The organism is Streptococcus oralis (genome assembly GCF_001578935.1).
Lineage (GTDB): Bacteria > Bacillota > Bacilli > Lactobacillales > Streptococcaceae > Streptococcus > Streptococcus oralis_R.
Genome location: NZ_KQ969521.1, coordinates 21,730 through 35,806, shown reverse-complemented (window position 1 = coordinate 35,806; position 14,077 = coordinate 21,730). Strand labels below are relative to the sequence as shown.

Below are 14,077 nucleotides of genomic sequence, written 5' to 3'. Positions count from 1 at the left end.
CACTAATATGAGAATTCACTCGATATAATACTCAATGAAAATCAAAGAGCAAACTAGGAAGCTAGCCGCAAGCTGCTCAAAACACTGTTTTGAGGTTGTAGATAAGACTGACGAAGTCAGTCACATATATACGGTAAGGCAACGCTGACGTGGTTTGAAGAGATTTTCGAAGAGTATAAGTAATTAAAATCTACCATAACTAGTATACCACATATAGGTACCTCTTCCCTTTGTATTTCATCACTCTCTTTAATATTTGCTTCTAACATATCTCATAGACCAAAAATGAGCGAGATAAATTTATCTCACTCACCTTTCTTTATATCCTCACCTGTCTGTCTTCTGACCGCTGGCCTGTGACAAACATGGTAAAGGTTGCTTTGCAGACATTTCTGCCTTCTTGATTGGTAATATCCACATCTACCACACAGGTTGTGCGTCCATGATGGACACATTCTCCTTTAATAGTCAGCACATCGTCGAGTTTTCCAGCCTTGAGGTAGTTGATAGAGGATTGGAGCGTCACTCCATCAAGTCCTAGTGAAATGACCACCAAACCACTGATCTGGTCACAAAGGGTAAAGAGATAGCCACCATGGGCATTGCCATAGTAGTTGAGCGACGAGTCCACTACTTTTGTCGTCACCACAACATGACCATCTCTCATTTTTTCTATTTCGTAATTTTCAAAGGCAGATATAGCGTCAAAATGAAAATCTTTCATCATTTCCTCCTGAGTTTTCAAACGACACTATGATACTACTTTTTATAGGACTGTGCAAGGAGAAAGCTCCTAGTCTGGCAAAATTCCGACCTGCTCTACAAATCGCATAAAGGCTGCCTGTCCTTGCTCCGTCTGCTTATAAACTCCTGCGTCCTCCAAAACACGCGCAAAGATAGCACCTACAGAGTCTTTGACGATTTCAAGGGCTTTTTCTTTATCTGTTATGTCTGGATGTTGAGCTTTGAGTTGGTCTGCCCATTCCTGATGATAGTCGGCAACTATATCACCATCTCCCACGAGGTAGCTAGCAACTTGCTCCACTTCCGCTTTCAGACGTGGTGGCAGGATAGCCAAGCCCATGACCTCAATCAAGCCGATATTTTCCTTCTTGATATGTTGGACATCCTTATGCGGATGATAGATGCCATCGGGGTGCTCCTCTGAGGTTTGATTGTCTCGCAAAACCAAGTCCAACTCAAACTGACCATCGCGTTTGCGAGCAATCGGTGTGATGGTGTGATGCGGTGTCCCGTCTGTCTCTGCCAAAATTTGCACTGCAGGGTCTGAATACTGGCGCCAAGCTTGCAAGATTTTATCCGCCAAGTTAATCAAATCCTCTTTAGAATCCGAGGTCAAACGTAGCACTGACATAGGCCACTTGACAATCCCAGCCTTGATCTGCTCAAAACCAGCAAATCGGAAAGTCTTTTGCAGAGGAGCGATTTCCATAGGAAACACGTGACGGCCTCCCTGATAGTGGTCATGGGTGAGAATAGAACCCCCCACGATTGGCAGGTCGGCATTTGAACCCGCAAAATAGCCTGGAAACTGCTCTACGATAGCCAGCAGACGCTCAAAGCTCTGACGACTAATAGCCATGGGACGGTGCTGGCCGTCTAAGAAGATACAGTGCTCATTAAAGTAGGCATAAGGTGAATACTGGAAGCCCCACTCCTGATCCGCCATTTCGAAACGGATAATGCGGTGATTGCTACGAGCTGGGTGGTTAACCCGACCATGGTAACCCTCGTTCTCTATACAAAGCTGACACTGGGGATAATTGCTAGCTTGCACCAACTTAGCCGCCGCAATCTCTTTCGGATCCTTTTCAGGCTTAGAGAGGTTGATGGTAATCTCAAGTTCTCCGTAGTCAGATGGAACACGATAAGCAATATTTTTAGCAATGGCCTTGAGCTTAATGTAGTCATTTTTCTGGCTGAGTTGGTAAAAATCCGCTATCGCCTGCTCTGGTGACTGGTCGTAAGTTGCCCAGAAATCACGATTGACTTGACTTGGACAAGGGGTCACCAAATCCATTAGTTCAGCACCGAGGATTTCACGTGCAGCCTGACTATCCTCAATCGTCTCTAATCGAACCGCCTCCTCAACAAGCTGATCTTTAAGGTCAATCAAGTTATCTGGGTCAGTCTCAACATCGAGAACTCCATCTCCCACCAGTGCTAAAACGCGATTGGTCAGGTAGATGCGATCCATTTCCTCAAAGGTACTTTCTGCAATGACGTGTGTTACAAATTGTTCTACTAAGGTCACGATAGAGCCTCCTTTTGACTAGTCAAGGACGCGAGTGCCACCTGCAACTTCAGCGATATAGAAGCTTGGAGCGTATCCAACGACTTCCTCGTAGTGCTTGCCCACAGCTTCCTTAAAGGACTCAACAACATCTTTTTGCACCAAAGCAATGGCACAGCCACCAAAACCAGCCCCTGTCATACGAGCACCGAGAACACCTTCCTGAGCCCAAGCAGTATGAACGAGGGTATCCAATTCCAAGCCAGTTACTTCATAGTCATGCTCTAGAGAAACGTGTGATGCATTCATCAAGCGACCAAATGTTTCCAAATCTCCTGCTTGAAGAGCTGTTTGAGCTTTAAGAGTACGTTGGTTTTCAAGTACAGCATGGCGAGCACGTTTTAAGCGATTTTCGTCTTTAATCAGATAGCTATATTGGTCAAAGGTCCACTCATCCAACTCACCCAAGGTCTGAATATCCAAGGCAGCTTGCAATTCTTCCACTGCTTTTTCACACTCAGCACGACGTTCATTGTATTTAGAGTCTGCTAGTTCACGGCGTTTGTTGGTGTTCATGATGACGACAACATTGTCCTTCAAATCAAGTGGCACCAAGTCATACTCCAAGGTGTTGGTATCTAGGTAAATAGCACGTTGGTCTGCCCCCATACCGATAGCAAACTGGTCCATGATACCAGAGTTGACTCCGATAAAGTTGTTCTCTGTTTGTTTTCCAATTTTAACCAAATCCAAACGGGCTAATTTTAAATCAAAGAGATGCTCTGCCACCACTCCTGTCAAAAGTTCCAAGGAAGCGGATGAAGACAAGCCGGCACCATTTGGGATATTCCCGTAAACATAAAAATCAAACCCTTTGTCAATCACGTGTCCAGCTTCTTGCAAGAAATGAAGAACCCCTTTTGGATAGTTAGTCCAGCTGTGCTCTTTTTCAAATTTGAGATCTGCTAGAGGCACTTCGATAATGCCCTTGTCTTCAAAGTTAGCTGAGTAAAAGCGCAAAACTTGGTCATCTCGCTTGCGAGCTGCACCGTATGTTCCCAAGGAAATAGCCGCTGGAAATACGTGCCCACCGTTGTAGTCTGTGTGTTCACCAATCAGATTGATCCGCCCTGGTGAAAAGAAAGTTTGGTCTGCTTCTTGACCAAAAACCGCAAGAAAGTCTTTGCGAAGGGCTTCAGTAGTAAGATCTTGTGTCATATGAATTCTCCTTTGACTGTCCGTTAAGTCATCTCAACGTGTAATCATTTTCTTCTATTGTATCCAAGGGATTTGCCAAGGTCAATCCTTTTTACTGAATTTTTACTAAACTATCGGTAAAAAACAGAAAAAATATGATATACTAACCTAAAAGAAGGAGGATTTATGGCTACCTTAAAAGACATTGCACAGCTAGCCTCTGTCTCTATCGCGACCGTATCTCGTGTCCTCAATCGCGACCAGAGTCTATCTGTTACAGAAGAAACCAGACACCGTATTTTAACTGTCGCTGAAGAGCTGGGCTATACTAAGCATCTCAAGACAGGCGAATCCCACAAACCCAAGCAAAAGATTGCCATTATCCAATGGGTTAGCGAACAAGGGGAGTTGGACGACCTCTACTACTATCAGATTCGTCTGGGTATTGAAAAACGTGCACAGGAGTTGGATTACGACATTCTGCGCTATTTCAACGATCAACCCTTTACCTTGAGCGAAGAGGTCATTGGCATTTTGTGTATCGGAAAATTCAGCCGCGTACAAATTACTTCCTTTGAAGAATACCAGAAACCACTTGTCTTTCTGGATAGCGATACCTTGGCACTCGGGCACACTTGCGTCATTACGGACTTTTGTACAGCTGTCAAGCAGGTTGTCGACCATTTTCTCAACCAAGGTTTGGACAAGATTGGCATACTGACGGGAATTGAAGAAACAACTGACCAGGTAGAGAATATTCCAGACCAGCGCTTGGAACACTTCCGACACTATACAAGCGAAAAGGGTATCTATCAGGAAACCTTTATTTTTCAGGGACAATTCACAGCCCAATCTGGCTATGATCTAATGAAAAGAGCCATTCAAACCCTAGGAGACCAACTTCCATCTGCCTTTTTCGCAGCTAACGATAGTTTAGCCATTGGTGCCCTTCGTGCCCTTCAGGAGGCAGGTATTTCCCTACCAGAACAGGTCAGTCTGATTTCCTTTAACGATACCAGCGTGATAAAACAAGTCTTTCCGCCACTCTCTAGCATCACCGTTTATACCGAAGAAATGGGACGTATCGGCATGGATATTCTTAACAAAGAAGTCCTACACGGAAGGAAAATCCCAAGCCTCACTATGCTCGGTACTCGACTAACCCTGAGAGACAGCACCAAAAATGGATAAAAAACTCACGAGGCTGGGCAAAAACTCAATTTCAGGAGAAAATGAAGTAAATATCCCCACAATAAAACGCATAGCATCAAGGTTTTTCAATACCTAATACTATGCGTTTTTCTGATTCCAGAGACTTTTTTTCCCAGCCTCGTGAGTTTTTCGCTACTCCACTACCAACATAGATTTAATGGACTTGCGGTCGTCCATGTCTTTGTAGGCTTGGTTGATGTCTGAGAGCTTGTAGGTATTGGTAAAGACCCGTCCTGGATTGATGTCTCCATCAAGAACAGCTTTAAGGAGCCCATCTTTGACATAAGTGGTAACAGAGGCTGGTCCTCCACCGACGATGGTGTTTTGGGCGAAGGTTGAACCTAGCGGTGTTTTGTCGTAATGAGGCACACCAACAAAGCCGACCCGGCCTCCATTGTGGAGTACACCCAGAGCTTGGTCGATGGCCGCTTCGGTACCGACGCATTCCAGAGCGACGTCTGCACCGTTGCCACCCACGATTTCACGGACTTTGGCAATGCCTTCTTCGCCACGTTCGGCGACTACTGCTGTCGCACCAGATGCCAAAGCCATCTCTTGGCGGTCTTTGTGACGGCTCATCAAGACAATCTGAGAAGCCCCTCGCATCTTGGCCGCAATGACAGCACATTGGCCAACGGCTCCGTCACCGATAACGACCACCCGGTCACCCGGTTTGACATCGGCCACACGCGCAGCATGGTAACCTGTCGGCATAACATCTGCCAAGGTCAAGAAGGATTTAAGCATGCCTTCAGTGTAGTCAGACGGTTGGCCAGGAATTTTAATCAATGACCACTCTGCATGTTGGAAGCGAATATACTCAGCTTGGACCCCACCTGAGAAGTTATCTCCGCCCTGATGGCGGTCACAAGAGCCGTCAAATCCGGCACGGCAGGCATCACATTGGCCACAACCATGCGTGAAAGGTGCGACGACAAAGTCCCCAGGTTTTACAGTCGTTATGGCATCGCCCACTTCTTCGACAATCCCAATAGCTTCGTGACCACTGTTACCATGGCCTTCTTCGATGTCAGGATTGCGGTAGCTCCATAGGTCAGAGCCACAGACACAGGTGCGGACAATCCGGATAATGGCATCATCTGCCGCCTGCAGTTGAGGGCGGTCAATATCTGTCAGACCGACTTGGCCTGCTTGGGTGTAAATAGCTGATTTCATTTAGCTGTCTCCTTTTGATAGTAAGTAATTTTGTAATCGAGTCGATGAAGGGCGGTCTCTAATTCGCTGATGCGCTGGGCGAGCTTGTCGCGTTCATCCAGCAAGATGTCTAGGCGAGCAGATTTTGTGGCCTCCCCCTCTTGATAGAGGGCCATGTAGGCTACCAAACTCTCTACTGAGACACCTGCTGACCGAAAGCACTTGACGAATTCGAGAGCCTCCATGTCGGACTCCTGAAAGTCACGGATACCCGCAGCCGACCGCGTGATGGGCGGTACCAGCCCGATACGTTCGTAGTAGCGAATGGTATCAGCAGATAGCCCTAGTGTTTGACTAGCAGATTTAATGTTCATATCTAACTCCTTTCCAGTATCGGACGACGGTTTTAATCACCTCACTCTTCTATTATAACCCTTAGAGTTGACTCCAAGTCAAGCATTCGCCTTCAGAAAATGAAAACTTTATGAAAAATCACGGTTGTTTGCAGTCACGTCAGGATGCGGTACCTTGTTTTGCTCCCGCACGCGACGGCGATAGCTCATCCCTGTCCGAGTCAAGGCCCGAGAAAGTCCTGCCAAGGTCAGACCCAAAAGAGCTATCTGTTGCCCAAATAGGTAGAAAAGCCCCATAGCGACAAGTAAGATCAGACCATATTGGGCAACTACACGACGGTCCAGACGGTAAAGTTCGATATTATAGTGAGAAGTAGACAGTGTCCCAACGAAGAAAGCCAAAATAGATAGCACAAAGAAATGCAGACCTAGATCATGATGGTGGCTGTCTTTTAAGAATTCCAAACCAACCGTAAAGAACAGGAGGCTAGCCACAATGACATAATGGGCGTAAGAGAGAGCTTTAACGGATACTCGTTGGTGGTGATTGATATTGACAAAGGTTTGAATGATATAAAAGACAAACATGAAGCCCAAGCCCATAAAGAGAGTCAAGCCTTCCCAAAATTTTTGGGACAGGGGATAGGTTTTAAGCACAGCAATGACACTCTCCCCAAAAGTAATAATCGTCAAGAGCTGGCAACGCTCCAAATAATGCGAGAAATTCATACAAATGGGGCGTTTTTTCGAGTTTAAAAACAAAGGCACCACTAGTGGTAGGTAGTAAAGAGGCAGAGCATGAACCGAAAAAGGCAGAAGATCCAAAGCCCTAGGGAGAACTGCTAGCGCATACACCACCAGTAAGGCAATAGACAGATACATGTCCTTGTTAAAACCTAGTTTTCTCCCTTTTAGGACGTACTGCAGGGCAATGGTCCCATAACTCAAGATCAGAAGGCTATTAAAATTGAGCGGGTTTTCCAAAAAAGGTTTAAGGCTAGTGGGGTCAAAGGTAATAGACAGGGCCAGATTTCCCACAAAAAGCATGAGGGCAATGACCGTGTAGATGTCAATCTGCCTCGAATCGCCGTATTTATTGTAGTAAAAGGCTTCTTGATTCCAGACATTGAGCATAACGATAATGGTGGTCAAAAAGTAAAAGATATGCTCAAGCTGCACATGAGGCACATGGATGGCGCCAGTCAGCTGACTAATGGTCAAGACAAAAGCTAAATCAAAAAAGAGTTCATAGTTGGAAACACGCTTGGAGCGAATGGATGTCATGAGGAGTCCTTTCTTTTTTCTTTTATTGTAACACGTCAGGGATCAAATGGCTATCAAAACTCCTGCAGCTACTGTCCAAGATTTCAAATAATCATTTATTTTTCAAAAAAACTTGTCCTAAGAACGAAAAAATGCTATACTAGTTTCATCAAGTTGTGACGAAAGTGAAAAATGGCAAAAATTAGAGATTTAAAAGAAGACAACATTCAGCGGGTAAGAGCTTGCTTTTATCAAGGTGGCAACTGGACCAAGACCGACTTAGCCCAGCAAACTGGGATTTCTCTGGCTGGGACCACCAATATTTTACAAACCTTAGAAGCTAGTGGGGAAATTTGCTTTATCGGCAATGCCAGCTCAACGGGGGGTAGAAAGTCCAAACTCTATCAGTTAAGTGTGAACTTTGCCCATATCGGAACGGTCCTCCTCAGTCATCCTTTTGACCGGTATCAGATAGCAACGCATGCCTTTAATCTTGCTGGGGAGACCGTATTTGAAGCGTTTGTAAGCAGTAAAACAGGTAGTTTAGCAGAAATCTGTGAGGCTGTAAGCATTTTGCTGGAAAGCGATCCCTTGATGCAAGTCTTGGTACTCAGCTTTCCGGGTATCATTGGCACGCATGGGGAAATCCTTTCTTCGGATTTTGCGCATTTAGAGAAGAGCCAACTGCTGACAAGCCTGTCAGCCTTGACAGACCTTCCGATTTTGATTGAAAACGATGTGAACTGTGCGGTCCTCGCTTACCAAAAAGAGCATCCAGACCATGACAATCTAGCCCTTCTCTACCAGCCAGATAGCGATTTTGCTGGGGCTGGGCTACTCGTTGACGGGCGCTTGCACCGAGGCAAACAGGGCTTCGCTGGGGAGGTCGGCTACCTCAGTAAAGAGGGAAAAGCAACAAAAGAAGAACTTCTTCTGCAAATCACAGCTCTTACAGCGGTCTTGGCTCCGGATGCTATCGCCTACTACTGCCCGTCTCTCAAGACAGATATCCAGATGACCGACACAGGCATTCCTCAAGATTTTCAGCCTAGACTGGAACGCCTAACGGAACTAGACACTCTGGTCTTGCAAGGCGGACAAGAGCTAGGGCGCTTGCACCTCTTGGAGAGACAAAGACAAGCATTCGTAAAGAGCATTTAAAAACTTGGAGAATCCTTATGAAAAAACGCATTTTAAATAAAGACTTAGCTGCCCTAGTGGCTGGACTTCGCCATGGCGAGATGATTTTTATCGCTGATGCAGGCAGTGGCACCTCAGCCAAGGCCCTACATCCCCTAGCCCCTTCTGTCCAATACATCGACCTAGAGGCCGTTACGGGCTGTCCTTCCATGCAAGCCATCGTGGATGTTCTCATCGAGGTGGGAGATTTCGAAGGCGCCCTGGTGACCGAGGAGATGCTGACGCTCAACCAAACAGATTATCAGTTTTTAGTGACAAAGCTAGGACAAGAAAACATCCAGACCATGCCTTATATCCCGGATTACTATGAAATGCGGGATCGCTGTAAAGCCGTCGTGCAAACCGGTGATTATGGGGTCCATGCCCAATGCATCTTGATTGCAGGCTATCCCAGTGCAGACATTCCCCTAGACTGGCTCAAATACGGGATTACCCGACAAGGCCTCAAAGAGGCGCAAAAGGAGAAGAACCATGACTGAAAAAGACAAAATGCTGGCCCAGAAACTTTATGATGCCAATTATGACAAAGAAATCCTAGAAGAACGAACAAGAGCCAAAGACCTCTGCTACGACTACAATCACTTGCGTCCCAGAGATGAGGCTGGGCAACACAAACTCCTGCAAGAATTACTAGGCAAAACCAAGGAAAATTGTTGCATCGTTGCGCCCTTTTGGTGTGACTATGGCTACAATATCGAGATTGGGGAGAATTTCTTTGCCAATCACAATACCGTCATCCTAGACGGGGCCAAGGTGACCTTTGGAGACAATGTCTTTATCGCCCCCAACTGTGGCTTTCATACCGCAGGTCACCCGATTGACGCCGACAGGCGAAATCAGGGCTTAGAATACGCCTACCCCATCACCGTAGGAGACAATGTTTGGATTGGAGCTGGGGTGCAGGTCATGCCAGGCGTTACCATCGGAAACAATGTGGTTATCGGTGGTGGTAGCGTCGTCGTCAAGGACATCCCAGACAACAGTGTCGCCGTCGGTAATCCCTGCAAGGTTATCCGTGCCATCACAGACGACGATAAAAAAACGAATTGGGATAGATGATCCCTTAGCCAGCAAACCTTACACAAGATTTTCACCTTCCAAAGGAGACTTTTTATGGATATCAAAGTTATCGCCACCGACATGGACGGCACCTTCCTCAACAACCAGATGGACTACGACAGAGCCCAATTTGCCCAATTGTTTGACAAAATGCAGGCAAAGGGCATTCGTTTTGTCGCCATCAGTGGCAACCAATATTACCAAATCGAGAGTTATTTCGAAGACTACAAAAAGGACATCACCATCGTGGGAGAAAACGGTGCCTACTTCGTCGAGAAGGGCCACTTTCTCAAAAGCTATACCTTGCCTAAGGAAGTGGTCAGAAGCGTTTTAGACTATCTGGAGGAACACCACTTGGACCACGAATTCGTTTTGAGCGGTGAAAAAATGGCTTATATGCATGCCAAATCAGCGCCCGAGGCCATTGCTTTTTTCAAAAAATACCATACCAAACTCCAACTGGTCGATTCTTTTGCTGTCCTTCCTGATGACCAATTTCTGAAGTTTTCCTTCAACACCCCAGAAGAGATTACCTATCAGATTATCGATGACCTCAAGGCACTCTTGGGGGATGTGATTGATGCGACCACCAGCGGTCACGGCAACATTGACATCATCGGAAAAGGCAAAAATAAGGGGGCAGCCCTGCAGGAACTCTTGGACAGGTGGCAGCTATCTAGCGACAATCTTTTGGCCTTCGGGGATGGTGGTAATGACCATGAGATGTTGGCACTTGCTGGCTACTCCTACGCCATGGGCAATGCCCCCCAAGCCACCAAACAAGTCGCCAAGTCCATCGCCCCTAGCAATGATGACAACGGTGTCTTAAGCGTCATCGCCCACTACCTTAACCAATAAAAAAGAGTGACAAACCGTCACACCAGAAAGGAACTAATTATGTCAATTGCAATCGAACACGTCGGCGTCTGGGTCAAAGACCTGGAAAATATGAAAACCTTCTACCAAACCTACTTCAAGACGACAGCCAGCGAAAAATACCACAACCCAAGAACAGGTTTTTCTTCTTATTTTCTTAGTTTTGAAGATGGTGCCCGCTTGGAACTCTGCCACCGCCCCGATATTGTCTCAGGGGACAAAGACACCTTTGGTTTCACTCACTTGGCCATCGCAGTTGGCAATGAGGCCGACGTAGATGGCTTTGCTCAGCGTTTTGAAGCCAACGGCTACCCCATCCAATCCGGCCCACGTACCACAGGGGACGGCTATTACGAAGCGGTGGTTTTTGACCCTGAAGGCAACCAACTCGAACTCACAACCCAGTTGAAGAAGCAGTAGCAGTTAGAAATGCTCTCTAGCAAAACAAAGAGTCCCTCATCATCAGATATGGGATGATGGGGGACATTTTTTTAACGGAGTTTGTGGGAAACAAAGCTGACACTAATTACCGTACAATTTGTCTCGCTTCCTACTCCTGTGCTTTCAGATAATCTTCCTCGGACACCGGCTCCTGCCAAGTCGTTGCGGTCGCTTCACCAGGAATTTCAAAGGCTAGATGAGAAAACCACTGGTCTTTGCTGGCCCCATGCCAATGTTTGGTATTAGCAGGAACAGTAACGGTATCCCCAGGGAGCAGTTTAAGGGCTGGCTTACCCCATTCTTGATAATACCCTTCGCCACCGACACAGATGAGCAACTGCCCTCCACCTGATTTAGCCTTATGCGTATGCCAATGATTGCGACACCCAGGCTCAAAGGTCACATTAAAAACAGGGAAAGCCTCCTCTGCAATTGGCTCCAAGTAAGACTGGCCACTAAAGTAATCTGCAAAAGCTGTATTTTTTTCACCGATGGGAAAGAAAAATGTCGCTTGATAAGCCTCTTTATCGCTGGCTTTGCCTTCTACTTCTTCGACAGTCCAAATCTTTTTGGCCAGATTGAAAACCGCCCAGGCTTTAGGCCATCCCGCATAAAAGGCCGTATGGGTAATAATCGCTGCTATTTCCTTTTGGCTAACCCCCTCTTTTTTGGCATTTTCCAAATGGTGCACCATGGCACTATCCGTTATCCCCTGAGCCATCAGAGCGACAACTGTGATGATCGCCCGTGTCTTTAAAGGAATCGTCGTATCATTCCAATTTTCACCAAAGAGAACATCGTCATTGAAATGAGCAAAATTCGGAGCAAAATCTCCCAAGAAATCTCGTCCTGCCGTTTGTTTTATACTTGTCATATCTTATTTCCTTTCATTACTTGCAATCACATCGACTTAGCTTGACCAAGTCAGACACTTTTTGGGGTCTGTGGAACATTTTTGGCTACCAAGGTCGTCAAGAAGGCGAGGGCAACAGAGACCAAGATGATGGTCACCATAGCGCCAGGGTGGCCGTTCGTCGCTGAAAAACTTGCCAAAAGTGCTGACGAGAGAATTCCACTCCCGTATTGGAGGGAACCGAGTAAGGCCGAAGCGGAGCCTGTCATCTCATCAGAGACAAAGGCCAGAGCCGCCGCATTGCTACAGGCAGCGATGATCCCATTCATGCTAAAGACGAAAAAGACAGGGATGGCCAAGGTCCAGATACTCGGACCATTGCCCAGATTGAGGCCCCACAAGGCCAGACTAGCTAAGAGAGCGATGACGCTAGCGCAACGCAACAAGAACCTCAGTGAAAAACGCTCCACCAAACGTCTGTTAAAGAGATTGAGCCCGACAATTCCTAAGACATTGACCCCGAACAAAAAGCCATAATCCTGTTCAGGCACATGGAAATAGGTGATGTAAACCGTGGAAGAACCTGTGATAAAGGCATAGGCGCCCACATAGTAAAAGGTTACACAGAGCGTGTAGAGCATAAAAGAGCGATTGGTCAAGAGTTGCCCGTAGTTGCTAAATGACCTTAGCAGACTCATGTGTCCTCTTTTTTCTTTTGGCAAGGTCTCAGGCAAGCGGTAAATCCCATAGAGCATGAGGAGCCCAGCCAGCGCCATAAAGTAAAAAATCACATGCCAACTAGTAAAACTAACGATAAAGCCACCGATAAAGGGGCCTAGGATAGGGGCCACTGCTGCGATAATCATAAGGGTCGATAGCACCTGGGCCGCTTCTCGACTGTCAAACAGGTCGCGACTCATGGCCCGACTTAACATTGGCCCCACGCAGGCTCCAAAAGCTTGAAAGACCCGCCAGATGATGACCTGGGTCATATCCGTCGACAGCGCACACCCCAAAGATCCAAGAATAAAGATTACAAGACCTAGATACAGAGGGATTTTCCGCCCGATCCGGTCACTGATAGGGCCCCAGACCAACTGGGCTAGGGCAAAGCCCACCAAAAAACCGGTCACCGTCAACTCCACTTGTCCACCCAGTTCTTTTTCCATAGTGGGCATAGCGGGCAAATAAACATCCGTCGACAGTGAGGTAAAGGCCATGAGTAGGCCAGAAATGATGAGAAAAGACTTGTTTTTCATGTTTCTCCTTTTACCTGTTTACTTATCGGCTAGGTTCATAAAGAACTCTGCCGTCTCAGGGTCTTGATGGTCAAAGAAAAGCGATTTTTCCTGATCCAGAGCCGCAATAGCCTGCATGTCCTCCTCGGTTAATGCAAAATCAAAGATATCAAAGTTTTCCTGCATGCGTTCTTTGCGGACTGACTTGGGAATCAGGACCACGTCACTTTGCAACAAGAAACGTAGGGCGACTTGGGCGACTGACTTGCCGTATTTGTCCCCAATCGCTTTCAAGACAGGGGTGTTAAAGAAGTCATTGCGCCCTTCAGCAAAAGGTCCCCAAGACTCGATCTGGCAATGGTATTTGTCCAAATAGCTTTTGGCTAGCTTTTGTTGTTGGAAGACATGGGTTTCAATTTGGTTGACGGCAGGCTTGATGTCTACAAAGTGCTGTAGATCAATGAAACGGTCTGGGGAAAAGTTGGAAACCCCGATTGCTCTTACTTTCCCAGCCTTGTAGGCTTTTTCCATGGCTCTGTAGCTGCCATAGTAATCACCAAAGGGTTGGTGGATGAGCAAGAGGTCGATATAGTCGGTTTGCAATTTGCGCAAGGATGCTGCGATTGAGGCCTTGGCTTTCTCATAGCCCGCGTTGGTGATCCAGATCTTGGTTGTGATGAAAAATTCTTCACGTGGCAAACCAGAGGCTTGAATAGCCTGGCCGACACCTGCTTCATTGCCATAGGCTTGGGCCGTATCAAAGGAGCGATAGCCGACTTCGATGGCTTCAAGAACAGCCTGCTTGGTTTCATCCACTGGGGTTTGGTAAACACCAAAACCAAGTTGGGGCATTTTGACCTGATTATTTAAGGTTTTGTAGAACATATTTGGCATCTCCTTTGATCTCTTGATGTTTCTAGTTTACAACGAGACTCTCATATTGTACACTAGTAATACAGGAAACTAGTTTTCATAA

The 14,077-nt window shown here is 46.6% G+C and carries 15 protein-coding genes; 6 read left to right on the top strand and 9 right to left on the bottom strand.

The features are described from left to right. Positions 1-319: 319 nt before the first annotated feature. The 3 genes from SORDD15_RS00195 to SORDD15_RS00185 all read right to left on the bottom strand — a co-directional run bounded on the left by SORDD15_RS00195 (position 320) and on the right by SORDD15_RS00185 (position 3,472). Positions 320-724 (bottom strand): PaaI family thioesterase, encoded by a 405-nt coding sequence (locus SORDD15_RS00195; RefSeq protein ID WP_061413329.1) that lies wholly within the window; start codon positions 722-724, stop codon positions 320-322. A gap of 69 nt (positions 725-793) precedes the next feature. After that, positions 794-2,275, bottom strand: a complete 1,482-nt coding sequence (locus SORDD15_RS00190) for a UDP-glucose--hexose-1-phosphate uridylyltransferase (RefSeq protein WP_061413327.1) — start codon at positions 2,273-2,275, stop codon at positions 794-796. Positions 2,276-2,293: 18 nt separating this feature from the next. Beyond that, entirely contained in the window at positions 2,294-3,472 is a 1,179-nt protein-coding gene (locus tag SORDD15_RS00185; RefSeq protein ID WP_061413325.1) for a galactokinase, read from the bottom strand. Positions 3,473-3,637: 165 nt separating this feature from the next. On the opposite strand from SORDD15_RS00185, the gene SORDD15_RS00180 reads away from it, so the two are divergent. Then, complete coding sequence (locus tag SORDD15_RS00180) at positions 3,638-4,642, top strand: LacI family DNA-binding transcriptional regulator (protein WP_061413323.1); 1,005 nt, start codon at positions 3,638-3,640, stop codon at positions 4,640-4,642. A gap of 153 nt (positions 4,643-4,795) precedes the next feature. On the opposite strand, the gene SORDD15_RS00175 is transcribed toward SORDD15_RS00180, so the two are convergent. The 3 genes from SORDD15_RS00175 to SORDD15_RS00165 form a co-directional block, all read right to left on the bottom strand. Continuing rightward, positions 4,796-5,839: a zinc-binding dehydrogenase gene (locus tag SORDD15_RS00175; RefSeq protein WP_061413321.1), complete on the bottom strand. Its 1,044-nt coding sequence runs from the start codon at positions 5,837-5,839 to the stop codon at positions 4,796-4,798. Further along, positions 5,836-6,192, bottom strand: a complete 357-nt coding sequence (nmlR, locus tag SORDD15_RS00170) for a stress response transcriptional regulator NmlR (RefSeq protein ID WP_061413319.1) — start codon at positions 6,190-6,192, stop codon at positions 5,836-5,838. Before nmlR ends, SORDD15_RS00175 begins: the two co-directional genes overlap by 4 nt. A gap of 108 nt (positions 6,193-6,300) precedes the next feature. Further along, entirely contained in the window at positions 6,301-7,455 is a 1,155-nt protein-coding gene (locus SORDD15_RS00165) for a low temperature requirement protein A (RefSeq protein WP_061413317.1), read from the bottom strand. A gap of 171 nt (positions 7,456-7,626) precedes the next feature. Here SORDD15_RS00165 and SORDD15_RS00160 point away from each other — a divergent pair, with 171 nt between their 5' ends. From SORDD15_RS00160 to SORDD15_RS00140, 5 genes are read left to right on the top strand one after another with little or no spacing between them, the layout of a single operon-like run. Further along, positions 7,627-8,595: an ROK family protein gene (locus SORDD15_RS00160; RefSeq protein WP_061413315.1), complete on the top strand. Its 969-nt coding sequence runs from the start codon at positions 7,627-7,629 to the stop codon at positions 8,593-8,595. Between the two features lie 17 nt (positions 8,596-8,612). Further along, on the top strand, positions 8,613-9,113 hold the full coding sequence (locus SORDD15_RS00155; protein ID WP_061413313.1) for an RbsD/FucU domain-containing protein: 501 nt from the start codon (positions 8,613-8,615) through the stop codon (positions 9,111-9,113). Further along, positions 9,106-9,693 (top strand): sugar O-acetyltransferase, encoded by a 588-nt coding sequence (locus tag SORDD15_RS00150; RefSeq protein ID WP_061413311.1) that lies wholly within the window; start codon positions 9,106-9,108, stop codon positions 9,691-9,693. The genes SORDD15_RS00155 and SORDD15_RS00150 overlap by 8 nt, the downstream gene beginning before the upstream one ends. A 54-nt stretch (positions 9,694-9,747) precedes the next feature. Beyond that, positions 9,748-10,551 (top strand): Cof-type HAD-IIB family hydrolase, encoded by an 804-nt coding sequence (locus SORDD15_RS00145; protein WP_061413309.1) that lies wholly within the window; start codon positions 9,748-9,750, stop codon positions 10,549-10,551. 39 nt (positions 10,552-10,590) lie between these two features. Continuing rightward, positions 10,591-10,989 carry a VOC family protein gene (locus tag SORDD15_RS00140; protein WP_081102319.1) on the top strand — a complete coding sequence of 133 codons (399 nt, stop codon included), beginning with the start codon at positions 10,591-10,593 and terminating at the stop codon, positions 10,987-10,989. Positions 10,990-11,119: 130 nt separating this feature from the next. Here SORDD15_RS00140 and SORDD15_RS00135 read toward each other — a convergent pair whose 3' ends face one another. From SORDD15_RS00135 to SORDD15_RS00125, 3 genes are read right to left on the bottom strand one after another with little or no spacing between them, the layout of a single operon-like run. After that, positions 11,120-11,884, bottom strand: coding sequence for a carboxymuconolactone decarboxylase family protein (locus tag SORDD15_RS00135; protein ID WP_061413307.1), 765 nt, complete (start codon positions 11,882-11,884; stop codon positions 11,120-11,122). Positions 11,885-11,934: 50 nt separating this feature from the next. Then, a complete protein-coding gene (locus SORDD15_RS00130) occupies positions 11,935-13,122 on the bottom strand; it encodes a multidrug effflux MFS transporter (RefSeq protein ID WP_061413305.1) in 1,188 nt (395 codons plus the stop codon). An 18-nt stretch (positions 13,123-13,140) separates the two neighbouring features. Continuing rightward, the gene (locus SORDD15_RS00125; protein ID WP_061413303.1) at positions 13,141-13,986 is read right to left on the bottom strand and encodes an aldo/keto reductase; all 846 of its coding nucleotides are present in this window, start codon (positions 13,984-13,986) and stop codon (positions 13,141-13,143) included. Positions 13,987-14,077: the final 91 nt, after the last annotated feature.

Coding starts and splice junctions, on each gene's coding strand:
- SORDD15_RS00125 (WP_061413303.1), bottom strand. CDS start 13,986: ATGTTCTACAAAACCTTAAATAATCAGGTCAAAATGCCCCAACTTGGT.
- SORDD15_RS00140 (WP_081102319.1), top strand. CDS start 10,591: ATGTCAATTGCAATCGAACACGTCGGCGTCTGGGTCAAAGACCTGGAA.
- SORDD15_RS00130 (WP_061413305.1), bottom strand. CDS start 13,122: ATGAAAAACAAGTCTTTTCTCATCATTTCTGGCCTACTCATGGCCTTT.
- SORDD15_RS00185 (WP_061413325.1), bottom strand. CDS start 3,472: ATGACACAAGATCTTACTACTGAAGCCCTTCGCAAAGACTTTCTTGCG.
- SORDD15_RS00145 (WP_061413309.1), top strand. CDS start 9,748: ATGGATATCAAAGTTATCGCCACCGACATGGACGGCACCTTCCTCAAC.
- SORDD15_RS00195 (WP_061413329.1), bottom strand. CDS start 724: ATGAAAGATTTTCATTTTGACGCTATATCTGCCTTTGAAAATTACGAA.
- SORDD15_RS00175 (WP_061413321.1), bottom strand. CDS start 5,839: ATGAAATCAGCTATTTACACCCAAGCAGGCCAAGTCGGTCTGACAGAT.
- SORDD15_RS00135 (WP_061413307.1), bottom strand. CDS start 11,884: ATGACAAGTATAAAACAAACGGCAGGACGAGATTTCTTGGGAGATTTT.
- SORDD15_RS00180 (WP_061413323.1), top strand. CDS start 3,638: ATGGCTACCTTAAAAGACATTGCACAGCTAGCCTCTGTCTCTATCGCG.
- SORDD15_RS00160 (WP_061413315.1), top strand. CDS start 7,627: ATGGCAAAAATTAGAGATTTAAAAGAAGACAACATTCAGCGGGTAAGA.
- SORDD15_RS00165 (WP_061413317.1), bottom strand. CDS start 7,455: ATGACATCCATTCGCTCCAAGCGTGTTTCCAACTATGAACTCTTTTTT.
- SORDD15_RS00155 (WP_061413313.1), top strand. CDS start 8,613: ATGAAAAAACGCATTTTAAATAAAGACTTAGCTGCCCTAGTGGCTGGA.
- nmlR (WP_061413319.1), bottom strand. CDS start 6,192: ATGAACATTAAATCTGCTAGTCAAACACTAGGGCTATCTGCTGATACC.
- SORDD15_RS00150 (WP_061413311.1), top strand. CDS start 9,106: ATGACTGAAAAAGACAAAATGCTGGCCCAGAAACTTTATGATGCCAAT.